This window comes from Pseudomonas sp. B21-031 (genome assembly GCF_024748985.1).
In the GTDB taxonomy this organism is placed as follows: domain Bacteria; phylum Pseudomonadota; class Gammaproteobacteria; order Pseudomonadales; family Pseudomonadaceae; genus Aquipseudomonas; species Aquipseudomonas kermanshahensis.
The window spans coordinates 4,912,980-4,934,437 of record NZ_CP087181.1; the positions used below are offsets into that span (position 1 = coordinate 4,912,980).

The 21,458-nt window shown below is 62.1% G+C and carries 20 protein-coding genes; 7 read left to right on the plus strand and 13 right to left on the minus strand.

Annotated elements, in window-relative coordinates:
• Positions 1 to 7 precede the first annotated feature (7 nt).
• The gene (locus LOY53_RS21900) at positions 8 to 3,064 is read left to right on the plus strand and encodes a multidrug efflux RND transporter permease subunit (protein ID WP_252825740.1); all 3,057 of its coding nucleotides are present in this window, start codon (positions 8 to 10) and stop codon (positions 3,062 to 3,064) included.
• Positions 3,065 to 3,243: 179 nt separating this feature from the next.
• On the opposite strand, the gene LOY53_RS21905 is transcribed toward LOY53_RS21900, so the two are convergent.
• The 5 genes from LOY53_RS21905 to colR form a co-directional block, all read right to left on the minus strand.
• Positions 3,244 to 3,471 carry a hypothetical protein gene (locus tag LOY53_RS21905; RefSeq protein WP_252825741.1) on the minus strand — a complete coding sequence of 76 codons (228 nt, stop codon included), beginning with the start codon at positions 3,469 to 3,471 and terminating at the stop codon, positions 3,244 to 3,246.
• Positions 3,468 to 4,169 (minus strand): lipopolysaccharide kinase InaA family protein, encoded by a 702-nt coding sequence (locus tag LOY53_RS21910; RefSeq protein ID WP_252825742.1) that lies wholly within the window; start codon positions 4,167 to 4,169, stop codon positions 3,468 to 3,470. The genes LOY53_RS21905 and LOY53_RS21910 overlap by 4 nt, the downstream gene beginning before the upstream one ends.
• 6 nt (positions 4,170 to 4,175) lie before the next feature.
• The gene (locus LOY53_RS21915; RefSeq protein WP_027594041.1) at positions 4,176 to 4,856 is read right to left on the minus strand and encodes a class I SAM-dependent methyltransferase; all 681 of its coding nucleotides are present in this window, start codon (positions 4,854 to 4,856) and stop codon (positions 4,176 to 4,178) included.
• Between the two features lie 107 nt (positions 4,857 to 4,963).
• Positions 4,964 to 6,274 carry a HAMP domain-containing sensor histidine kinase gene (locus tag LOY53_RS21920; protein WP_099455226.1) on the minus strand — a complete coding sequence of 437 codons (1,311 nt, stop codon included), beginning with the start codon at positions 6,272 to 6,274 and terminating at the stop codon, positions 4,964 to 4,966.
• A complete protein-coding gene (gene colR / locus LOY53_RS21925) occupies positions 6,264 to 6,947 on the minus strand; it encodes a two-component system response regulator ColR (RefSeq protein ID WP_003255215.1) in 684 nt (227 codons plus the stop codon). The genes LOY53_RS21920 and colR overlap by 11 nt, the downstream gene beginning before the upstream one ends.
• 181 nt (positions 6,948 to 7,128) lie before the next feature.
• Here colR and LOY53_RS21930 point away from each other — a divergent pair, with 181 nt between their 5' ends.
• Positions 7,129 to 7,857, plus strand: coding sequence for a phosphatase PAP2 family protein (locus tag LOY53_RS21930; RefSeq protein ID WP_258703286.1), 729 nt, complete (start codon positions 7,129 to 7,131; stop codon positions 7,855 to 7,857).
• A gap of 192 nt (positions 7,858 to 8,049) precedes the next feature.
• Here the strand turns inward: LOY53_RS21930 and groL are convergent, their stop codons facing one another.
• The 5 genes from groL to LOY53_RS21955 form a co-directional block, all read right to left on the minus strand.
• Positions 8,050 to 9,693 (minus strand): chaperonin GroEL, encoded by a 1,644-nt coding sequence (gene groL, locus LOY53_RS21935; RefSeq protein WP_085273632.1) that lies wholly within the window; start codon positions 9,691 to 9,693, stop codon positions 8,050 to 8,052.
• Between the two features lie 48 nt (positions 9,694 to 9,741).
• Entirely contained in the window at positions 9,742 to 10,035 is a 294-nt protein-coding gene (locus tag LOY53_RS21940; protein ID WP_012274036.1) for a co-chaperone GroES, read from the minus strand.
• A gap of 246 nt (positions 10,036 to 10,281) precedes the next feature.
• A complete protein-coding gene (locus tag LOY53_RS21945; RefSeq protein WP_027594037.1) occupies positions 10,282 to 10,746 on the minus strand; it encodes an FxsA family protein in 465 nt (154 codons plus the stop codon).
• Positions 10,747 to 10,810: 64 nt separating this feature from the next.
• Positions 10,811 to 11,542: a HugZ family protein gene (locus LOY53_RS21950; protein WP_252825744.1), complete on the minus strand. Its 732-nt coding sequence runs from the start codon at positions 11,540 to 11,542 to the stop codon at positions 10,811 to 10,813.
• A gap of 75 nt (positions 11,543 to 11,617) precedes the next feature.
• Positions 11,618 to 12,628 carry a DUF481 domain-containing protein gene (locus tag LOY53_RS21955; RefSeq protein ID WP_027594035.1) on the minus strand — a complete coding sequence of 337 codons (1,011 nt, stop codon included), beginning with the start codon at positions 12,626 to 12,628 and terminating at the stop codon, positions 11,618 to 11,620.
• A 153-nt stretch (positions 12,629 to 12,781) separates the two neighbouring features.
• Here LOY53_RS21955 and LOY53_RS21960 point away from each other — a divergent pair, with 153 nt between their 5' ends.
• Together LOY53_RS21960 and LOY53_RS21965 are read left to right on the plus strand one after the other, a co-directional pair.
• A complete protein-coding gene (locus LOY53_RS21960) occupies positions 12,782 to 13,135 on the plus strand; it encodes an MGMT family protein (protein WP_099430360.1) in 354 nt (117 codons plus the stop codon).
• Positions 13,136 to 13,178: 43 nt separating this feature from the next.
• Positions 13,179 to 14,726 (plus strand): AmpG family muropeptide MFS transporter, encoded by a 1,548-nt coding sequence (locus LOY53_RS21965; RefSeq protein WP_099455229.1) that lies wholly within the window; start codon positions 13,179 to 13,181, stop codon positions 14,724 to 14,726.
• Between the two features lie 147 nt (positions 14,727 to 14,873).
• Here the strand turns inward: LOY53_RS21965 and LOY53_RS21970 are convergent, their stop codons facing one another.
• The 3 genes from LOY53_RS21970 to LOY53_RS21980 form a co-directional block, all read right to left on the minus strand.
• Positions 14,874 to 16,118, minus strand: coding sequence for an MFS transporter (locus LOY53_RS21970; RefSeq protein ID WP_027594032.1), 1,245 nt, complete (start codon positions 16,116 to 16,118; stop codon positions 14,874 to 14,876).
• Between the two features lie 217 nt (positions 16,119 to 16,335).
• Positions 16,336 to 17,178 (minus strand): mechanosensitive ion channel family protein, encoded by an 843-nt coding sequence (locus tag LOY53_RS21975; protein ID WP_027594031.1) that lies wholly within the window; start codon positions 17,176 to 17,178, stop codon positions 16,336 to 16,338.
• 114 nt (positions 17,179 to 17,292) lie between these two features.
• Positions 17,293 to 17,778 (minus strand): YajQ family cyclic di-GMP-binding protein, encoded by a 486-nt coding sequence (locus LOY53_RS21980; RefSeq protein WP_027594030.1) that lies wholly within the window; start codon positions 17,776 to 17,778, stop codon positions 17,293 to 17,295.
• 100 nt (positions 17,779 to 17,878) lie between these two features.
• Between LOY53_RS21980 and LOY53_RS21985 the strand changes: the two genes are divergently transcribed.
• The 3 genes from LOY53_RS21985 to LOY53_RS21995 are packed head-to-tail and all read left to right on the plus strand — an operon-like array spanning position 17,879 to position 21,434.
• Complete coding sequence (locus LOY53_RS21985) at positions 17,879 to 18,796, plus strand: putative 2-dehydropantoate 2-reductase (protein ID WP_252825745.1); 918 nt, start codon at positions 17,879 to 17,881, stop codon at positions 18,794 to 18,796.
• A gap of 39 nt (positions 18,797 to 18,835) precedes the next feature.
• Positions 18,836 to 20,866, plus strand: coding sequence for an ATP-binding protein (locus tag LOY53_RS21990; protein ID WP_252827455.1), 2,031 nt, complete (start codon positions 18,836 to 18,838; stop codon positions 20,864 to 20,866).
• A gap of 1 nt (position 20,867) precedes the next feature.
• Entirely contained in the window at positions 20,868 to 21,434 is a 567-nt protein-coding gene (locus LOY53_RS21995) for a cob(I)yrinic acid a,c-diamide adenosyltransferase (RefSeq protein ID WP_252825746.1), read from the plus strand.
• Positions 21,435 to 21,458: the final 24 nt, after the last annotated feature.

Below are 21,458 nucleotides of genomic sequence, written 5' to 3' on the forward strand. Positions count from 1 at the left end.
GGCAGGCATGGCGTTCACCGACCCGTTCATCCGTCGCCCGGTCCTGGCCAGCGTCGTCAGCCTGCTGATTCTGCTGCTGGGCTTTCAGGCCTGGAGCAAACTGCAGATTCGCCAATACCCGCAGATGGAAAACGCCCTGATCACGGTGACCACCGCGTACCCCGGCGCCAACGCCGAGACCATCCAGGGCTACATCACCCAGCCGCTGCAACAGAGCCTGGCCAGCGCCGAAGGCATCGACTACATGACCTCGGTGAGTCGGCAGAACTTCTCGATCATCTCCATCTATGCGCGCGTCGGCGCCGACAGTGACCGTTTGTTCACCGAACTGCTGGCCAAGGCCAACGAGGTGCGCAACAAGCTGCCGCAAGACGCCGAAGACCCGGTGCTGAGCAAAGAGGCCGCCGACGCCTCGGCGCTGATGTACATCAGCTTCTACAGCAAAGAAATGAGCAACCCGCAGATCACCGACTACCTGTCCCGAGTGATCCAACCCAAACTGGCCACCCTGCCGGGCATGGCCGAGGCGGAGATCCTCGGCAATCAGGTGTTCGCCATGCGCATCTGGATCGACCCGGTGAAACTGGCCGGCTACGGCCTCTCGGCCACCGACGTGACCAACGCCGTGCGCCGTTACAACTTCCTCTCGGCGGCCGGTGAGGTAAAAGGCGAGTACGTGGTCACCAGCATCAATGCCAGCACCGAGCTCAAGTCTGCCGAAGCGTTCGCTGCCCTGCCGGTCAAGACCAGCGGCGACAGCCGGGTGCTGCTGGGCGATGTGGCACGGGTCGAGATGGGTGCAGAAAACTATGACACGGTCAGTTCGTTCGACGGCATCCCTTCCGTCTACATCGGCATCAAGGCCACACCGGCCGCCAACCCGCTGGAGGTGATCAAGGAAGTCCGGCGCATCATGCCGGAACTCGAAAGCCAATTGCCCTCGGCGCTGAAGGTGTCGATTGCCTACGACGCCACGTTGTTCATCCAGGCCTCCATCGACGAGGTGATCAAGACCCTCGGCGAAGCGGTGCTGATCGTCATCGTCGTGGTATTCCTGTTCCTCGGCGCGTTGCGCTCGGTGCTGATCCCGGTGGTGACCATCCCGCTGTCGATGATCGGCGTGCTGTTCTTCATGCAGATGATGGGCTACTCGCTCAACCTGCTGACCCTGTTGGCGATGGTGCTGGCCATCGGCCTGGTGGTGGACGATGCCATTGTCGTGGTGGAGAACATCCACCGGCACATGGAAGAAGGCAAGACGCCGTTCGACGCGGCGCTGGAAGGTGCACGGGAAATCGCCATGCCGGTGGTGTCGATGACCATCACCCTGGCCGCGGTGTATGCCCCCATCGGCTTCCTGACCGGGCTCACAGGCGCGTTATTCAAAGAATTCGCCCTGACCTTGGCCGGTGCAGTGATCATCTCCGGTGTCGTCGCCCTGACCCTGTCACCGATGATGTGCGCGCTGTTGCTGCGCCAGGAACAGAACCCCTCGGGCCTTGCCCATCGCCTCGACCTGCTGTTCGAGCGCCTCAAGGTGCGCTACCAGCGCCTGCTGCACGCCACCCTGGACAGCCGGCCGGTGGTGCTGGTGTTCGCGGTGATTGTCCTGTGCCTGATTCCGGTACTGCTCAAATTCACCCAGAACGAGCTGGCGCCCAACGAGGACCAAGGGGTGATCTTCATGATCAGCAGTTCGCCGCAGCCAGCCAACCTCGACTACCTCAACGCCTACACCGACCAGTTCACGCCGTTGTTCAAAGCCTTCCCCGAGTATTACTCGTCGTTTCAGATCAACGGTTTCAACGGTGTGCAGAGCGGCATTGGCGGCTTCCTGTTAAAGCCTTGGAACGAGCGCGAGCGCACGCAGATGGAGCTGCTGCCGCTGGTGCAGGCCAAACTTGAAGAAATCGGCGGCCTGCAGATCTTCGGCTTCAACCTGCCATCGCTGCCCGGTACCGGCGAGGGCCTGCCGTTCCAGTTCGTGATCAACACCGCGGGGGACTACCCGGCCCTGCTGGACGTGGCCCAACGTATCAAGACACGCGCCCAGGCATCGGGCAAGTTCGCCTTCCTCGACATCGACCTGGCCTTCGACAAACCGGAAGTGGTGGTCGACATCGACCGGGCCAAAGCGGCGCAGATGGGCGTCTCGATGGACGCCCTGGGCGGCACCTTGGCCACCCTGCTGGGCGAGGGGGAAATCAACCGCTTCACCCTGGAGGGCCGCAGCTACAAGGTGATTGCCCAAGTCGAGCGGCCGTACCGCAACAACCCCGGCTGGCTCAACAACTACTACGTGAAGAACGACCAAGGCCAGTTGCTGCCACTGTCGACCCTCATCACCCTCAGCGACCGCGCCCGCCCGCGCCAGCTCAACCAGTTCCAGCAGTTGAACTCGGCCATCATCCAAGGCGTGCCCATGGTCAGCCTGGGCGAAGCATTGCAGACCGTGCAGGCCATCGCCCGCGAAGAAGCCCCGGAAGGCTTCGCCTTCGACTATGCCGGGGTGGCGCGCCAGTATGTTCAGGAAGGCAGCGCGTTGTGGGTAACCTTCGGCCTGGCGCTGGCGATCATCTTCCTGGTGCTGGCGGCGCAGTTCGAAAGCTTCCGCGATCCGCTGGTGATTCTGGTGACCGTGCCGTTGTCGATCTGCGGGGCGCTGTTGCCGCTGTTCCTGGGTATTTCCAGCATGAACATTTATACCCAGGTCGGGCTGGTGACACTGATCGGGCTGATCACCAAGCACGGTATTCTGATCGTCGAATTTGCCAACCAGTTGCGCGAAGAAAAAGGCCTGACCGTGCGTGAGGCAATCGAGGAAGCGGCCGCCATCCGCCTGCGGCCGGTACTGATGACCACGGCGGCGATGGTGTTTGGCATGGTGCCGTTGATTCTGGCGACCGGCGCAGGGGCAGTGAGCCGGTTCGATATCGGCACGGTGATTGCGACCGGGATGTCGATCGGGACGTTGTTTACCTTGTTTGTGCTGCCTTGTATCTACACCTTACTGGCGCACAAGACGGTGGCCAAGGCACCTGTGCCAGCTGACATTTCCCGGTAGGAGCAGCCTTGTGCTGCGAAGAGGCCGGTGGCAGCAGCGAAGATTGAGGGTGTTTTCACCTGCCTCTTCGCAGCACAAGGCTGCTCCTACCGGAATCGTAGTTGGCCGACGGCGCTCACAGACAAAAAAACCAGAGGCCCCGCTATGCAGGGCCTCTGGTTTTCAAGCACCACCCAGGTTCAGCCGAACGGCCGCAATCCCTGACGCATACCGAACAGGAACAGCAAAAGATCCTGGTCCGGCTTGACCTGTTCCTGCGGCTTTGCCACATGTGGCAAAGCGCACTGGTCAGCCATCTCGGCCTTGCTGAACACCGTCGGCTTCGGCTCTTCCCAGGCAGCCACCGCCACAGTGGTCACGGCCAATCCAGCCACCAGGAACAAAGCTCGAGCGATTTCTAGTTTCATTGCCCTAACCCTTTGACAACGCTGCCAAACGCCATTTGGTAAAAGTAGAGCAATGTCTGCCATTCCGCATCAGTGAACGACGAGTGGCGGCGCAGCTGACGCAGGTCATTCGCCGCCGCACGTTGGCAACTGATGCGCCGCCGGCACTTCTCAAGGTCCAGCAAAGCGACTTCGACCCGGGCCTGGTCGCCCTCGCCGATCACCTTGACGAACACATGCTTGCCATACAGGCAGCCATGCTGCCAGTGCCCCAGGTGCATGCGCGCCAGGTTATCCGCCAAGTCCTTGAGCATGCGCTCATGCACCACCTGGGGATAACGCTCGCGGGCACCTTCGGCGTGCCAGGTGTCGAGCTCGACAAAGCCATCCAGCGCTTCGCTGACCAGCAGCGCGCGCCATTGATGATCGGCATCGCGCTCGGCACCACAAAAGACGATGTGCGGAACACGTACACCCAATTGCTCGAAGCTGTTGATGGCATCGAGTTCACGCAATACGGTCGGCCGGCCAAAGGGGTGCAGCAGGCTGCGGTAGATGTGCCCGACCTGGCGCTTGGCATACAGCAGTTTGCCGTTGGCATCGTTGAGGCGTTGCACGCCACTCTCGCCGCCACGCCGCTGGTTGGGTTCCTCGACCCATTCGCCCTGCTGGCGCCAGTAAAAATCGAACCGCGACTCCCCACTCTGGGCTACAGCCATCAAACACTACCCCTTACGCAATACATAGACTCGCCACATGGCATAGAACGGCAGGAAGTCCAAGCGTTCCTGGATTCTGAAACCGGCTGCCTCAAATTCTTCTTCGACCGTGTCCGCTGGTAACACGAAACGATTCTGGTAATTGTCCTGCTCGGCTTTGGCGCTGCGACGCTGTTCGAGCTTTTTCCGGCGCCAGGCTTTGAAATTGCCGTCCACCCACAGCGACAGAATCACACTATCACGGCTAACCCTTTGAAATTCCGAAAGAATTGTCTTTCTGTGGGCCGCTTCGCCGATGTGATGGAACAGCCGCATGCAGAAGATGCTGTCGACCGAATTGTCAGGAAGGTCAATGGCGAACGCAGAAGTCTGCAAGGGGCGTACCCGGGCGACCACCTCTGGCGGTTGCGCGGCACAGGCTGTCTCGATCATCGCCTCGGAGTTGTCGGCGCCGATGATCACCCGGTTGGGTTTTTCCGCCAGCAACGGCCAGAAGCGCCCAGCACCGCAGGGCAGGTCAAGTACCAGGCCCGGCTCACCGGCCAACGCCAAGGCGCGACGTGCCAACTGCTCGTCACGCTTGTGGGAAAGGCGTCGGGCCAGACCATCCTGATGCTTGAGGAAATACTCGCGCGCGTGGTCTTTGTCGTATTTCTCGGAAAATTCAAGCTTGATGGGGCTACGCATTGGGCATCTCCTGACTCCAGTGCGCTCACCTTAGGTAAGCAAGCGTTGGAATCAGGTTATGCCAATGTGAAAAAAGTGTTAGTTCTTTGGAGAGGTATTACCAAAAATTACCCGACCAACCCCGAAGGGCTGCCCTTCTCCACACTTTGGCTCAGGTCCACCTGAAAGCGGCAGCCGTGCGGCAAGGTCGAGGTCAGGGTGACGCGCCACCCCTGGTCGTCACAGATGCGCTGCACCAGCGACAGGCCCAAGCCCAGCCCTTCGCCACGCCGCTCAGCGCCGCGCACGAAGGGTTTGAACATCGCCTCGCGCTGCTCCTCGGGTATGCCCACGCCACTGTCCTCGACGCTGAACCCATTCGCTTCCAGGCTCAGGCGAATGTAACCGCTGTCGGTGTAGTGCGCGGCGTTGCGCAGCAGGTTGCCCATCACCGATTGCAGGAAGGTGGCGTTGTACAGCACCGGGCTTGCGCTGACGCGGCCGTCGAAGTACAGCGTGAGCCCCTTCTGCTCGATCGTTTCGCGCCAAACCCCAGTGAGTTCATCCGCAACCTCGCGCAAGGTCGCTTGGGAGGCCACGGCACCCTCATCGCGTTGGGCGCGGGCAAGCATCAGGAAGGTCTTGACCAATTCGCGCATTTCTTCGGTCGCCCGCGCCACCCGCTCGACCTGGCTACGTGCACGCGGGTCCAGTGCCTGGTTTTCCAGCAGCAGTTCACACGACGTGGCCAGCACCATCAGCGGGGTTCGCAGCTCGTGGCTGACGTCGCTGGTGAACAGCCGCTCGCGGGTCAAGGCGTCGCGCAAGCGGCCCAGCGTGTCGTCGAAGGCCACGGCCAATTGGCCCACTTCGTCGGCCGCGTAATCGGGTGCCAGTGGCGGTGCCAGGCCGAGTAGCTGGTCGCGGTGGCGCACTTGACGCGCCAGGCGGATCACCGGCGCCATCACCCGGCGCGCCACCAGCCAGCCCAAAATCACGGCCAGCACCAGGCTGAGCACGAAGCCGACGACCACAACAGCGAACAGCACACGCTCGCGCTCTTCGAAGTCGCTCTGGTCTTGCAGCAATACGTAGCGACGGCCATCGACGATCTCGACCATCGCGTGGTACGACAGCTGGTCGCGAAACACTTCGTGGAAGCCGCTGTTGAGGTGGCGCAAGTCTTTGGGTAACTCGAAATCGTCACGCCCGCCACTGAAGTAGAACAGCTGGTCCGGACGCGGCCGATGGCTCCAGTCACTGACGCTGTCCATGCGCAACAGGCGTTGCAGGTCGCCGCCCAGCACGGTGGAAATCAGCCGCTCTTCAACCAGGTGCACCGTGGCGACGATGCCGAAGGCAAAGGCGCCGGCCACCAGCGCGCTCATCAACGCAAAGGCGATGATGATGCGCTGGGCAAGGCTTTGCTTAAACTCCATCGCGGCCCTCGGCGAGGCGATAGCCGACGCCATGGACGGTATGCAGCAACGGTTTCTCGAACGGTTTGTCGATCACCTGGCGCAACTGGTGCACATGGCTGCGCAGGCTGTCGCTGTCAGGGCAGTCGTCGCCCCACAGGGCTTCTTCCAGTACTTCGCGTCGCAGCACGTGTGGGCTTTTCTGCATCAACACGGCAAGCAGCTTGAGGCCGACCGGGTTGAGCTTGAGCAGGCGGCCTTGGCGCGTGACTTCCAAGGTATCGAGGTCGTAGCTCAGGTCGGCGACCTGCAAGGTGCGACGCCCACCACCTTGGGCACGGCGCAGCACCGCTTCGATGCGCGCGGCCAGCTCCGACAGCGCAAACGGCTTGAGCAGGTAGTCGTCGGCACCCGAGCGGAAGCCTTGCAGGCGGTCGTCCAGCTGATCGCGGGCGGTGAGCATGATCACCGGGGTGTCACGCCGGGCGTCTTCGCGCAGGCGTTTGCACAGGGTGTAGCCATCGATGCCGGGCAGCATGATGTCGAGGACGATCAGGTCGTAGTGCTCGGTGGCCGCCAGGTGCAAGCCCGACAAGCCGTCCTGGGCGCAATCGACGGTGTAGCCTTTCATGCCGAGGTAATCGGCCAGGTTGGCAAGAATATCGCGGTTGTCTTCAACCAATAGAATGCGCATCGGGTTCTCCTGTGCGGCGCTTCGCTGTGGTGCGCGGCAGGCGCAGCTTAAGGCCAATGCCTGCACTGTGCCACCCCTGGGGAAAATTCACCGGAGTTGACAGTTTTTTCACCGATCCTTCACGGACACAGGATAGCGCCCACTCGATAATGCCCGATCTTTTTTGCGCCCTGGAGTCGTCATGCACGAACGTACCCGCCCTCGCCCGCTCAATCTCTGGCTGTACCTGGGCATTCCTCTGGTGACGGCAGTGGCCTTGATCCTGCTTGAGCTGACCTCGGTCGACATGGACGTGGCCAACCTGTTCTTCGACCCGGCTGCCGGGCAATTCATCGGCCGGCACAGCTATTTGCTGGAGAACGTACTGCATGATGGGGTCAAGCAGGTGGTGATCCTGCTGGGGCTGCTGGCCTTGCTGACCTTTGCCGTGAGTTTCTTCTGGAGGCGTTTGTTCAGTTGGCGTCGGGAGCTGGGTTGCCTGGTGTTGGCGCTGGGCTTGTCCACGGCGTTTGTGACACCGCTGAAGAAGGTCACCCAGGTGCAGTGCCCTTGGAGCCTGAGCCAGTTCGGCGGCAAGGAAACCTACAGCAAGCTGCTGGAGGCACGCCCCGCCACCGATAAGCCGGGGCTGTGCTGGCCAGGCGGGCATGCTGCGACCGGCTTCTGCCTGTTCGCGTTGTTCTTTGCGCTGCGTGATCGACGCCCGCGCCTGGCACGGGTGGCGTTGGGGGTGGCGCTGGTCGCCGGTTCGGTGCTGTCGGTCGGGCGGATGATGCAAGGGGCGCACTTCTTGTCGCACAACGTGTGGACGGCGGTGTTCTGCTGGTTGATCGGGTTGGGGTCGTATTACCTGGTTCTGTACCGGCGCGGGCGGGTTGAGGCGCCTGCTGTGGAGGCCAGTGTTGCCTGAGTGAGGGGCCGCTGTGCGGCCCATTCGCAGCACAAGGCTGCTGCTACAAAAAGCAGCACGGTGTCATGTGTAGGAGCAGCCTTGCGCTGCGAATGGGCTGCAAAGCAGCCCCAATGCTCACCACCGAAGCACAAAAAAAGCCCCGGCTCTCACGAGCCGGGGCTTTTTTATGACGCTAGGGGTAAGGCTGGCTTACATCATGCCGCCCATGCCACCCATGCCGCCCATGTCTGGCATGCCGCCGCCAGCTGGAGCTTCGCTCGGAGCATCAGCAATCATGGCTTCGGTGGTGATCATCAGACCGCCAATCGAAGCAGCAGCTTGCAGTGCCGAACGGGTTACTTTAGCTGGGTCCAGGATGCCCATCTCGATCATGTCGCCGTATTCGCCAGTAGCAGCGTTGTAACCGAAGTTACCCGAACCCTGCTTGACCTTGTCGGCCACAACGCTTGGCTCGTCGCCGGCGTTGGCAGTGATCTGACGCAGCGGGGCTTCAACAGCGCGACGCAGCAGTGCGATACCGACGTTCTGGTCTTCGTTGTCGCCTTTCAGGTCAACGATTGCGCTCAGGGCGCGAACCAGGGCAACACCACCGCCAGGCACCACGCCTTCTTCAACGGCTGCACGGGTAGCGTGCAGGGCGTCTTCAACGCGGGCTTTCTTCTCTTTCATTTCGACTTCGGTGCCAGCACCGACCTTGATCACGGCAACACCGCCAGCCAGTTTGGCCAGACGCTCTTGCAGCTTCTCACGGTCGTAGTCCGAGGAAGTCTCTTCGATCTGGGCACGGATCTGCTTGACGCGTGCTTCGATGTCACCGTCGACGCCAGCGCCGTCGATGATGGTGGTGTTTTCCTTGGACAGGATGACGCGCTTGGCGTTACCCAGGTGCTCCAGGGTAGCGGTTTCCAGGGACAGGCCGATCTCTTCGGAGATAACGGTACCGCCGGTCAGGACCGCGATGTCCTGCAGCATGGCCTTGCGGCGGTCGCCGAAGCCAGGTGCCTTGACCGCAGCAACCTTGACGATGCCGCGCATGTTATTGACGACCAGGGTAGCCAGCGCTTCGCCTTCAACGTCTTCAGCAACGATCAGCAGTGGGCGGCCGGCCTTGGCAACGGCTTCCAGCACTGGCAGCAGCTCACGGATGTTGGAGATCTTCTTGTCGACCAGCAGCAGCAGCGCGCCTTCCAGCTCGGCAACCATGGTGTCCGGCTTGTTGACGAAGTACGGCGACAGGTAGCCACGGTCGAATTGCATGCCTTCTACGACAGACAGTTCGTTTTCCAGGCCCGAGCCTTCTTCAACGGTGATCACGCCTTCTTTACCGACTTTTTCCATGGCTTCGGCGATGATTTCACCGATGGAGTTGTCGGAGTTGGCGGAGATGGTGCCTACCTGAGCAATGGCCTTGGAGTCGGCGCATGGCTTGGACAGGTTTTTCAGCTCGGCGACGACAGCGGCGGTGGCCTTGTCGATACCGCGCTTCAGGTCCATCGGGTTCATGCCGGCAGCGACGGCTTTCAGGCCTTCGTTGACGATGGCTTGAGCCAGAACGGTAGCGGTGGTGGTGCCGTCACCGGCTGCATCGTTGGCCTTGGAAGCGACTTCCTTGACCAATTGGGCGCCCATGTTTTCGAAGGCGTCTTTCAGCTCGATTTCTTTGGCAACGGAAACGCCGTCCTTGGTGATGGTCGGTGCGCCGAAGCTCTTGGCCAGGACCACGTTGCGGCCTTTCGGGCCCAGGGTCGCTTTTACTGCGTCAGCCAGAACGTTGACACCAACCAGCATTTTTTTACGGGCGGAATCGCCGAATTTTACGTCTTTAGCAGCCATGATCGTTTAATCCTTGGAATTCTTTGGAATAACGGGAAATCGGGGAAATCAGCCTTCGATAACGGCGAGAATTTCGTTCTCGGCCATTACCAGCAGGTCTTCGCCGTCGACTTTCACGGTGTTGCTGCCCGAGTAAGGGCCGAAAACCACTTTGTCACCCACTTTCACGGCCAGCGCGCGTACTTCGCCATTTTCCAGGATGCGGCCGGTGCCAACGGCGACAACTTCGCCGCGGTTTGGTTTTTCAGCGGCCGAACCCGGCAGGACGATACCGCCAGCGGTTTTCGATTCTTCTTCGCTGCGACGGATGACTACGCGGTCATGCAGAGGACGAAGCTTCATTGTCGATCTCTCCCAAATTGTGGTTTTCATCGGCCGGTATCGACACCGGCGGGTTGATGCGGTCCGGCGTTGCCGGGGGTGGCCCGCGCGGGGCGAACCACCTGAGTTATGTCTGGTGTCGCCACCAGAAACCTTGCGGTGACCCATACATGAGGCCGCCATAGGCAATTACAAGGCTTGATACGGAAAATTTTTCATCGGCGCTGAACGGAAAAAGAACAGGGGCCGCGATGCGGCCCCTGAATGTCACTTGTCGCGGCGCTCGTACTCGCCCTCGATCACGTTGGGGCGGTGGCCGGCATCACGCGGCGGCTGCGCCTGGAATGGATCATCCTGAAACGCCCGCTGGCGCATGGCCTGCTCTTCGGCACGCTGGCGCATCTTGCGCGCAGCCAGGTGACGGGTGAACGGCAACAGGCAGATCAGGCCCAGCACGTCGCTGATAAAACCTGGCAGCAGCAGCAAGCCGCCACCCACCGCCAGCATCATCCCCTGGAACATGTCCTCAGCGGGCAGTTCGCCGCGCTGCAGGCTTTCACGGGCACGCAGTGCGGTGGCCAGCCCGGCCACGCGCATCACCAGCACACCCAGTGCCGAGCCGGCGATGATCAGCAGCAGCGCTGGGAAAAACCCGATGGCCGCACTGACCTTGACGAAGACGAACAGCTCCAGCACAGGAAACAGCAGAAGCAACAGTAGAAAAGCACGCATCAAAGATTCCTCGACGGAAGAGACCTTCCAATAAGACCTCAGATGGATGCGACCGCTCCCAATTTCAACCCTCGACTTCAGCAGCAACCGGCCACTGGTCGGCGCGTGCCAGTAAAACCAACGCTTCGCGAACTTGTGTCGGCGTATTGCAAAGGCTTGGGAACGGCAGCCAGTAAATGCCCTGACCAATACGCAGGTGCATGCCTTCGCTGTCGACACCGACCATGAGCGCAGGGGCTGTGCGTGGCAGGTCGGTCAGTTCGACGTAATGGGCGATGGCATTGGCGTGATCACTGTTCATGTGTTCGATCATGCTCGCCTCGGCCTTGCCCGCGAACGGGTTGGCCAGGGTCACGTGATCAAGCCAGTGAATGGCGCCAAAGCCGCCGATGTAGCGGTGGCGTACCGGCTGCAGCACCCAGAAGTCGAAATCGTGGGCCTTGTGGTAGTTGGCCGCGTCGGGGAAGTACCGGTAGTAGCGCTCGGCAGCGGCCTCGATGGCGGTTTCATCCACCAGCTTGTGCGCTTCGGCCATCACCGTCAGGCGGCCGACCGCCTGCACATCCTCGGCCTCACGCTCACCGACCAGCAGCGAGCATTTAGGGTCTTTTTGCAGGTTGTGGGTGTGCTGGGCGATGCGGCTGATGAGGATCAGCGGGTTGCCCTGTGCATCCAGGCAATACGGCACCACGGAACCAAACGGGAAGCCGGGCATGGACTTCGAGTGGGTCGAGAGCACGCCGCGGTATTCCTTGAGCAGCAGTTCCCGGGCGGGGCGGATGGCATTGTTACTCACGAAGGGCGCTCCTGGCGGCGGACTGGATGGGTGACAAGATAAGCATTATCACCCGCCGCTGCCACTGTAGGCGCGTTACCAGGTCACGCCAAAGCCTGCCGTGTAGCGGGTCTTGTCCAGGTCGCTGTCACGCGTGCCGCTGATGATGTCCTTCTCGGCCTTGAGGTTGAGCGAGGCCCATTCGGTGACTTTGTAGCGCAGGCCAACCTCGGCATCCAGCGAGTAGTCGGCCACGTTGCCCAGCGGCTTGGCGACTTCGCCATTGGTGAACAGCTGCACGTTCTTGCCGATCAGGTAGCGGGTGTAGTCCCACTTGACCGCCGCGGCATAGAAGTTGTCCTTGGCGCCGTCCTGGTACTCGAAATCGGTACGGTTGATCAGCGAGCCCAGCGAGAACGCACCCAGCTCGTCGTCCCAGAACTGGTAGCCCGGGCCTGTACCCACGGTACGCTGGCGAGCCAGGTCCTCGATGTGGTCGCGCTTGTATTCCATGCGCCCCTGCCAGAACCACTTCTCGGTAATGAAGCGGTCGAGGGCGTACTCGGCACTCCAGTTATCGGTGGTGGTGACGTCGTCCTTGCTCTCGCGGTTGTATTCGCCCTCGGCGTTGTGCCGCCAGCGGCCATGACGTGCTGTGGTCTTGAAGCCCACGTCATAGTCGTCGGTGTCGTTCTCGGCACGCTTGTAGTCCAGGGCAACATCGACGTTGCCTTTCCAGACCAGGTCTTCGACCACCGGCTTGGGCTTCATGATCTGTTCGATACTGGCCAGGTCGACGGTCTTGGGCGCCTCGCCGTTGGCCAGGGTAACCTTGCCGTCTTCTGCAGCCTTCAGCGATTTGGCCCGCTCACCGCTGTAAGCGTCTTGCTTGACCAGCAGTTCCTGGTCGCTTTCCAGGGTCTTGACGGCTTTCCAGTCCAGCGCGATAGACCCGCCATAGGGGGTCTCCAGCAGCAGCTTGCCACCGTCGAAGACTTTGATCTTGCCACTGAGACGGTCACCGTTTTTCATCCACACGGTGTCGGCAACCGCAGGCGCGGCGCACAGGGAAGCGGCTAGCAGGCACAACAAGGATCTAGAATACATAAGCGGACTACGGGTTCGATTAGACGAAAAAAGCCGGGCATTATCCAGATACCGACAACCAGAGCAAGGACAGACCGGGAGCCTGCCATTGAGTTCAACACTCATTTACCGCCACCATTGGTCCGGTTTCATCCTCAGGCCACGGGGGCACTGATGTCCGAGGCATACGCGCACGCATTGGAAACGCCAGAGGCCCGACGAACGGCCCTGTATTCGGTACTCGGGCAAGTGCCCGAAGGCAAGGTGGTCAGCTACGGCCAACTTGCCGAGCTGGCGGGCCTTGGCCGCGCGGCACGTTGGGTTGGGCGCACCCTCGGGCAGTTACCACCCGATACTCGCCTGCCCTGGCATCGGGTGCTGGGCGCTGGCGGGCGGCTGAGCCTGGCTTTAGGCACGCCCTCAGGCGACGAACAACGGGCACGGCTGCGCGCAGAAGGCGTAAATGTGACCAATAATCGTGTGGATATGACGCGCCATGGCTGGCGCCCGATGGAGCACAGCGGTTAGAGTGCGCGCTTTGTATTCGCAAACTTGAGGCAGATGTTGGCCCATGCCCCGTAAAACCTGGCGCGCTGCGCTCGCTGCCTATGCCAGCCCGTCAACCCTGGTACTTCTGCTGCTCGGCTTTGCCGCCGGCCTGCCCTACATGCTGGTGTTCTCGACCCTTTCGGTATGGTTACGCGAAGCTGGCGTGGCCCGCGAGACCATTGGTTACGCAAGCCTGATCGGCCTGGCCTATGCCTTCAAATGGGTCTGGTCGCCGCTGCTCGACCAATGGCGCCTGCCCTTGCTCGGCGGCCTGGGGCGTCGCCGTTCGTGGCTGTTGCTGTCGCAGGCGCTGGTGGTGATCGGACTGGTCGGCATGAGCCTGTGCGACCCACAGCAGCACCTGTCGTGGCTGATCGCCCTGGCGGTTCTGGTTGCCTTCGCCTCGGCCACCCAAGACATCGCTGTCGATGCCTATCGCCTGGAGATTGCCGATGACCAGCGCCAGGCCGCCCTGGCTGCCAGCTACATGGCGGGTTACCGGGTAGCAGCCCTGCTGGCCACCGCCGGTGCGCTGTTCTTCGCCGAATGGTTTGGCTCCACCGGTTTCAGCTACCTGCACAAGGCCTGGGCCGGCACCTACATCATGTTCGCCCTGTTGATGCTGCCAGCGCTGTTCACCACCCTGGTCATGCGTGAACCTCCAGTGCCGCTGCGTACCCAGCTGTCGGCGGCGCGTTACGGCCTGGTGCACCAGTTGGCGTCGGTGTTCGTGCTGATCGTGCTGCTGGTGTCGGTGCCTGCCAGCTTCACCCAGCTGTTCAATACCGACTGGGCCAGCGTGTTCTTCGGTGACGCGACGCCCCTTGACCTACTGCTCGAAGACCGCGCCTTCCTGCGCCTGATCCTGTACGCGATGCTGACCTGGGCGTGCCTGTCGACCATGGGCCGTCGTGGCCTTGCCCCGGTGCTTACCCCGGTCAACGACTTCATTGCCCGTTACCGCTGGCAAGCGCTGCTGCTACTTGGGCTGATTGCCACCTATCGCATGTCGGACACAGTGATGGGCGTGATGGCCAACGTGTTCTACATCGACATGGGCTTCACCAAGGACCAGATCGCCAGCGTCAGCAAGATCTTCGGCCTGATCATGACCTTGGTCGGCGCCGGCGTCGGCGGCCTGTTGATCGTGCGCTTCGGCATCATGCCGATCCTGTTCATCGGTGGCGCGGCCTCGGCGGCGACCAACATCCTGTTCCTGATGCTGGCCGACATGGGCCCGAACCTGGACATGCTGGTGGTCACCATCTCGCTGGACAACTTCAGCTCCGGCATGGCCACCTCGGCGTTCGTCGCCTACCTGTCGAGCCTGACCAACCTGAAGTTCTCGGCCACCCAGTACGCGCTGCTGAGCTCGATCATGCTGTTGCTGCCACGGCTGATTGGCGGCTATTCGGGGGTTATGGTGGAGAAGTTCGGTTACCACGACTTCTTCCTGATCACCGCCCTGCTGGGCGTGCCAACGTTGATTCTGATCGCCCTGCAGTGGCGTCAGGAGGCCGGGCGCGGCAAGCCCGTGCCCGAGGAGAACCCAGCGGCCGAACGGCCCTGAACCCCACTATTTAGATGTTTCACTGTAGGAGCAGCCTTGTGCTGCGAAGAGGCCGGTAACAGCAGCGAAGATTCACTGTTCTGTCACCGGCCTCTTCGCAGCACAAGGCTGCTCCTACAGGGATTGCGCATGGCCGGCGCCGGCAAGCTACTGAGCCACCGCCCCTTCCCCAGGGCGACCACCCACCACGAACCACAACGGCCAAAGCGCCAGCGCACCCGCCACACTGGCTGCCAAGGCAAAGTGCAGCAGGCTGGCACCTGCCCCGATCATCGCCAGCAGCGCCCCACCCAGGCCCAGCAAGGCGATGGTGATCATCCCCAGCATGGCCGAGACCAGCCCCTTGCTCTGCTCGCTGGAGAACAGCGTCATGCGGTACAGCACGGCGTTGGCCACACCCAACCCCAGCGCGTACAGCGACATGCCAGCGACCACGCTGGTCACCGTCGGCCAGTACCAAGTCGCCAGCACCATCAACGACAGGCCAGCCAGGTAGGGCCACAGTGCGCCACGCACCAGGGCTGGCAGCGGGTAACGGTCGGCAATGCGGTTGATGATCAAGTTGCCCATGATCAGCCCGCCGAACACCGGCAATTGCCACAAGGCATATTCCATCGTACTCAGCCCCTCGTCATGGATGAGCAGCACCGGCGACAGGCCAATCCAGCCAATCAAAGGCAAGCCGACCAGGCCAAGGGCTGCGCTGCCGGCGACAAACCGCCGGTTGGCCAGCAACTGGCCGTAGCCGGACAACAGTGGCAGCAGGTGAATTGGGGTGAACGGCAGCCGCGAACCATCGCGCCGCTCCACACCGAGTGTTTCCGGCATCAAGCGGTACAGCAGCACCCACGCCAGCACCGCCCCGATGGCGAAGGCCACGAACAGCCAACGCCAGTCCAGCCATTGCAGCAACAAGGTCCCCACCAGCGGGCCGAGCAGCGGCGACAGCAGGGCAATGTTGGCCAGCAGGGCCATCATGCGCACCGCGTCTGCTTCGCTGAACGCCTCGTTCAGGGCCGGGTAGCTGACCGTGACCACAAAGCCCAGGCCGATGCCCTGCAACAGGCGCAGCAGGTTGAACAGGCCGATGTCATGGACCCAGAAGGTCGCCAGGCACGCCACGCCGAAAAACACACACCCTCCCAACAGCAGCGGGCGACGGCCATAGCGGTCGGCCAGGGGGCCGATCAGCCACTGCAGGACCACGCCACCGAGCAGGTACAGGTTCAGGGCATGGGGGATGTACTCGGGGCTGGCGTTCAGGTCGCCGACCACCACGGGCATGGCCGGCATGACCGCGTCGCTGGCCAGGTAAGTGAGCAATTCGAACAAGGCCAGGGTGAGGCCAAACAGCAAGGCTCGAAGGGGGGTGATGTACAGCAGTGGTTTCATGGTGAGCTTCGGGTAGAGGCAGGTGGGGTCAGGCTATATGCCAGAAGTGGCGGGGTTTAGCTGTGAACAAGTGTAATGAGGTGGAAAAGCCGGGGCCGCTGCGCGCCCCATCGCCGGCAAGCCGGCTCCCACAAAGTTAGATGACAACCTGAACCTGTAGGAGCCGGCTTGCCGGCGATGGGGCGCGCAGCGGCCCCGGCTTATTTGAACAGCAGTGTTACTGGGTAGCCGTCTCCTGCACCACACGAATCACTCGCTGCGGAAACGGAATGTCGATGCCCTCGGCCTTCAACCGGTCACGGGCATGCTCGTTGAGCATGAACATCACATCCCAATAGTCGGACGTCTTGGTCCAGATACGCAGCGACACGGTGATCGAACTGTCGCCCAGCGTCGAAATCACCGCCTGCGGTGCCGGGTCGGCCAGCACACGCGGGTCCTGCGCCAGTTCCAGCAGCACGTTGCGCGCCTTTTGCAGGTCGGCCTCGTAATCCACGCCTACGTCGAACACCACTTTGCGGGTCGGCTGGCGGTTGGTGTTGGTGATGATGCCGTTGGACAGGCTGCCGTTAGGCATGATCACCGTCTTGTTGTCACCGGTGCGCAGCACGGTGTGGAAGATCTGGATGCTGTCCACGGTGCCGCTGACACCCTGCGCTTCGATCCAGTCTCCGATGCGAAATGGGCGGAACATCAAGATCAGCACACCGCCGGCAAAGTTCGCCAGGCTACCCTGCAGCGCCAGGCCAATGGCCAGGCCGGCAGCACCAATAGCGGCAACGAAGGAGGTGGTCTCGATGCCGATCATCGACGCCACGCTGACGAACAGCAGGATCTTCAGGATGATATTGGCCAGGGTGCTGATGAACCCCTGCAATGCCAGGTCGGCATTGCGCAGGCCGACCAGCTTGCCCAGGCGCGCGCTGACCTTGTTGATGACCCACCAGCCGATGGCCAGGGTCAGCAACGCCAGGCACACGCGGCTGCCGTACTCCATGATCAACGGGACCCAGGCTTGGGATTGGCGGACCAGCTGATCGACTTCAGCGTTCAAATCCATGTTCATCTCCTGATGCCGAACGGCATGTGCACGGTAAAACTGGCCGCGGGCATTTCCGCGGCCACGGCCCCCATGGACATCATTACGCCATCGAGGTTCCTGGTGACGCTTCGATCAATCGCGGAAGTTGTTGAACTGCAGCGGCATGTCGAATTCCTTGGCGCGCAGGGCAGCGATCGCTTCTTGCAGGTCGTCGCGCTTCTTGCCGGTGACACGCACCTGCTCACCCTGGATGGAAGCCTGGACCTTGAGCTTGGCATCCTTGATGTGGGCGACGATCTTCTTCGCCAGCTCTTTGTCGATGCCTTCGCGGAACTTGGCTTCCTGTTTCATTTCTTTGCCGGACGCATAGGCATCCTTGGTTTCCAAGCATTTGACATCGATCTTGCGCTTGACCAGCGCACCGCGCAGGATCTCGATCATTGCCTCGAGCTGGAATTCGGCCTCGGCGGTCAGCAGCACGGTCTGTTCCTTGTCCTTGAACTCGAAGCTGCCCTTGCCCTTGAGGTCAAAACGGCGATCGAGTTCCTTGACGGCGTTGTCTACAGCGTTCTGCACTTCGTGCTTGTCCAGTTCCGATACCACGTCGAACGAAGGCATGGGTATTCTCCAAAAATAAAAGCGCGCTCGGCCTGAAGATGGAGCACGCTGAGTTAGATGGTTAAAATGCGGGCTCATTATAACGGGTTGCGAAACGCATATGAGCAGCACCTGGCATATTCTCGGCGCGGGTAGCCTGGGCAGCCTGTGGGCTTGCCGCCTGGCGCGCGCCGGCAAGGCGGTACGTTTGATCCTGCGCGACGAGCAGCGGCTGCAGGCCTATCAACGTGTGGGCGGCCTGACCTTGCTCGAGCAGGACACCTCCAGGCATTACGCGATCCCCGCCGAAACGGCTGACGCCCATGGCCCTATTCACCGCCTGCTGGTGGCCTGCAAGGCGTATGACGCGGCGCCGGCCATCAAGCGCCTGGCACCGCGGCTGGCCGAAGGCGCAGAGCTGGTGCTGCTGCAGAACGGCCTGGGCAGCCAGGACGAGGTCGCCGACCAGGTGCCCCATGCCCGTTGCATCTTCGCCTCCAGCACCGAAGGGGCGTTCCGCGAGGGCGATTGGCAGGTGCGCTTCGCCGGCCATGGCTTCAACTGGCTGGGTGACCCACTCAAACCCGGGATCCCGGCGTGGTTCGATGACCTGCACGACGCCGGCATCCCGGCCGAATGGACCGTGGATATCCTCACCCGGCTGTGGCGCAAGCTGGCGCTCAATTGCGCCATCAACCCGCTGACCGTACTGCATGAGTGTCGCAATGGCGGCCTGCTGGAGCACCTGGCCGAAGTGACCGCCCTGTGCGACGAGCTGGCTGAGCTGCTGCGCCGCTGTGGCCAACCCCAGGCTGCCGAGGACCTGGACGAAGAAGTGCAACGGGTGATCCTCGCCACTGCCGCCAACTACTCTTCCATGTACCAGGACGTGCGCGCGGGCCGACGTACCGAGGTCCATTACCTGCTCGGCCATGTGTGTCGCGCTGCCGAGCGGCATGGCGTGGCGTTGCCGGAACTGGAACGCCTGCACCAGCGACTGGTCGATAACCTGCAGGCACGCGGCTTGCCCAGCGCCTGACGCTGGCCCTTTCAACCGGATACGGACACTGCCTTGCCCATGACCCTGCGCCAACGCCTGGAAAACCTCCCGGTCGGGCAAAAGCTGCTGGCGGCCCTGCTGGTGCTGCTGGTGACCATTCTGCTGGTGGCCAACCTGACCTTCATCAGCGCCGCCTACTGGATCACCCAGGAGAGCATGGCGCCCCAGGCGCTGCAGACCATCGGCCGGCTGATCGCCAACCCACAGCTGTCGGCACGTGCCGGCGACAGCGCAGACAGTGCCAATGCACTGCTCAAGGAGCTGGACAGCTACATGCCACTGCGCGCCGCCGCCGTCTATGGCGGTGATGGCCGCATGCTGGCGCAGCTGCAGCACGGCGAACCGCTGGCGTTGCCCAAGCGCTTTCGCAACATCGACGGCTGGCGCCTGATGGAATTTCGCAGCACGCAGTTGATTCGCATACCCCGCGACGCCAACCCACCTGCCCACTTGCTGCTGGTGGCCAGCAGCGAACTGCCGACCGCCTTCTACACGGGTACGCTCAGCGCCAGCCTGGGCATCCTGGTGTTCAGCATCCTGCTGTGGATCGTCGTTGCGCGGCAGATCAAGCGCCTGATCACACAGCCGATCAACCAGCTCGAAGAGCTCAGCCGCCAGGTCACCCGCGAAGAAAGCTACGCCCTGCGTGCCCGCCGCGGCAACGATGACGAAATCGGCAGCCTCGCCGAAGCGTTCAACACCATGCTCTCGCGCATCGAGGCCCGCGAGCAGCAGCTCAAGCGCACCCGCGACGAATTCCAGACCGCCTATGACCAGGCCCAGGGCCTGGCCGAAGAAACCCGCCACACCAACCGCAAGCTGGAGCTGGAAGTTCAGGTGCGCAGCAAAATCGAGAAAAAACTCACAGGCTTCCAGAACTACCTCAACAGCATCATCGACTCCATGCCCTCGGCGCTGATCGCCCTCGACGAGCAGCTCTACGTCACCCAGTGGAACCACGAGGCCACGGTGCTCTCCGGAACGCCCCTGGACGAAGCGCTGAACCAGCCGATCTTCATCGCCTTCGAGCCGCTCAAACCGTTTTTACCGCAGCTCAAGGAAACCGTAGAGAAACACCGGGTGGCGAAAATCGAGCGGGTGACCTGGCCCAAAGGCGAGGACCTGCGCCACTACGCCCTGACGTTCTATCCGCTGATGGGCGGCGGCGGCCGCGGGGTGGTGATCCGCATCGACGACATTACCCAGCGCCTGTCACTGGAAGAAATGATGGTGCAATCGGAAAAGATGCTCTCGGTGGGCGGCCTGGCCGCGGGCATGGCGCACGAGATCAACAACCCGCTGGGGGCGATTCTGCATAACGTGCAGAATATCCGTCGGCGCCTGTCCCCGGAGTTGCCGCGCAACCAGGAGCAGGCCGAAGAGCTGGGCATCGACCTGCCCACCGTCAACCGTTACCTCGAAAGCCGCGAAGTGCCGCAACTGCTCGACGGCATTCAACAGGCCGGCGCCCGGGCGGCCAAAATCGTCACCCACATGCTCAGTTTCAGCCGCCGCAGCAACCGCCAGTTGGCACCTTGCGACCTGCCAGCGCTGATCGACCAGGCTGTGGAAATCGCCAGCAACGACTTCGACCTCACCATTGGCTTTGACTTCAAGGGCCAGGCCATTGTCCGCCAGTTCGACCCTAACCTTGGGCCAGTGCCCTGTACCGCCAACGAGCTGGAACAAGTGCTGCTCAACCTGCTAAAAAATGCCGCCCAGGCCATCCACCTGCGCCCGCAACCCAGCGAGCCCGGGCGCATCACCCTGCGCACTCGGCTCAACCCGCCCTGGGCCGAAATTCAGGTTGAGGACAACGGCGTGGGCATGCCTGAAGCGGTGCGCAAGCGCACCTTCGAGCCGTTCTTCACCACCAAGGAGATCGGCCAGGGCACAGGCCTTGGCCTTTCGGTTTCGTATTTCATCATCACCAACAACCACAAGGGGCAGATGGAGGTGCAGTCCACGCCCGGCCAGGGCACCTGCTTCACCTTGCGCCTGCCCCTCGGCCAGCCGGCAGCGACGGCACCAAACACCACGGAGGCATGACATGGGCTACCGCCTGTCGAAGATCTACACCCGCACTGGCGACAAAGGCGAAACCGGCCTGGGCGACGGCCGCCGGGTGCCCAAGGACCACCCGCGTATCGAGGCCATCGGCGAGGTGGATAGCCTCAACAGCCAGTTAGGGGTGCTGCTCGCCGGCCTGGCTGAGCAGGGGCTGGACGAAGTGAGCGAAGTGCTTGCGCCCTGTCAGCACCGCTTGTTCGACCTCGGCGGCGAGCTGGCAATGCCCAGTTACCAGGCGTTGAACCTGGCCGAGGTGGAGCGGCTGGAAGCAGCAATCGACGTGTGGAACGAAGAGCTAGGGCCGTTGAAGAATTTCATCCTGCCCAGTGGTTCGGCGTTGGTGGCGCAGACGCATGTGTGCCGGTGCCTGGCGCGCAGTGCGGAGCGGCGGTGTCAGCAGTTGAATGCGCTGGAGACGCTGGAGGGTGCTGGGTTGGCGTATATCAACCGGCTGTCGGATCTGTTGTTTGTGGCGGCGCGGATCATTGGGCGGCGGCAGGGGGTTGCCGAGGTGCTGTGGCAGCCTGCGCCGAAGCCTGAATGCTGAGAGTGCTGGGGCTGCTACGCAGCC

Coding starts and splice junctions, on each gene's coding strand:
- LOY53_RS21900 (WP_252825740.1), top strand. CDS start 8: ATGGCGTTCACCGACCCGTTCATCCGTCGCCCGGTCCTGGCCAGCGTC.
- LOY53_RS21905 (WP_252825741.1), bottom strand. CDS start 3,471: ATGAAACTAGAAATCGCTCGAGCTTTGTTCCTGGTGGCTGGATTGGCC.
- LOY53_RS21910 (WP_252825742.1), bottom strand. CDS start 4,169: ATGGCTGTAGCCCAGAGTGGGGAGTCGCGGTTCGATTTTTACTGGCGC.
- LOY53_RS21915 (WP_027594041.1), bottom strand. CDS start 4,856: ATGCGTAGCCCCATCAAGCTTGAATTTTCCGAGAAATACGACAAAGAC.
- LOY53_RS21920 (WP_099455226.1), bottom strand. CDS start 6,274: ATGGAGTTTAAGCAAAGCCTTGCCCAGCGCATCATCATCGCCTTTGCG.
- colR (WP_003255215.1), bottom strand. CDS start 6,947: ATGCGCATTCTATTGGTTGAAGACAACCGCGATATTCTTGCCAACCTG.
- LOY53_RS21930 (WP_258703286.1), top strand. CDS start 7,129: ATGCACGAACGTACCCGCCCTCGCCCGCTCAATCTCTGGCTGTACCTG.
- groL (WP_085273632.1), bottom strand. CDS start 9,693: ATGGCTGCTAAAGACGTAAAATTCGGCGATTCCGCCCGTAAAAAAATG.
- LOY53_RS21940 (WP_012274036.1), bottom strand. CDS start 10,035: ATGAAGCTTCGTCCTCTGCATGACCGCGTAGTCATCCGTCGCAGCGAA.
- LOY53_RS21945 (WP_027594037.1), bottom strand. CDS start 10,746: ATGCGTGCTTTTCTACTGTTGCTTCTGCTGTTTCCTGTGCTGGAGCTG.
- LOY53_RS21955 (WP_027594035.1), bottom strand. CDS start 12,628: ATGTATTCTAGATCCTTGTTGTGCCTGCTAGCCGCTTCCCTGTGCGCC.
- LOY53_RS21960 (WP_099430360.1), top strand. CDS start 12,782: ATGTCCGAGGCATACGCGCACGCATTGGAAACGCCAGAGGCCCGACGA.
- LOY53_RS21965 (WP_099455229.1), top strand. CDS start 13,179: ATGCCCCGTAAAACCTGGCGCGCTGCGCTCGCTGCCTATGCCAGCCCG.
- LOY53_RS21970 (WP_027594032.1), bottom strand. CDS start 16,118: ATGAAACCACTGCTGTACATCACCCCCCTTCGAGCCTTGCTGTTTGGC.
- LOY53_RS21975 (WP_027594031.1), bottom strand. CDS start 17,178: ATGGATTTGAACGCTGAAGTCGATCAGCTGGTCCGCCAATCCCAAGCC.
- LOY53_RS21980 (WP_027594030.1), bottom strand. CDS start 17,778: ATGCCTTCGTTCGACGTGGTATCGGAACTGGACAAGCACGAAGTGCAG.
- LOY53_RS21985 (WP_252825745.1), top strand. CDS start 17,879: ATGAGCAGCACCTGGCATATTCTCGGCGCGGGTAGCCTGGGCAGCCTG.
- LOY53_RS21990 (WP_252827455.1), top strand. CDS start 18,836: ATGACCCTGCGCCAACGCCTGGAAAACCTCCCGGTCGGGCAAAAGCTG.
- LOY53_RS21995 (WP_252825746.1), top strand. CDS start 20,868: ATGGGCTACCGCCTGTCGAAGATCTACACCCGCACTGGCGACAAAGGC.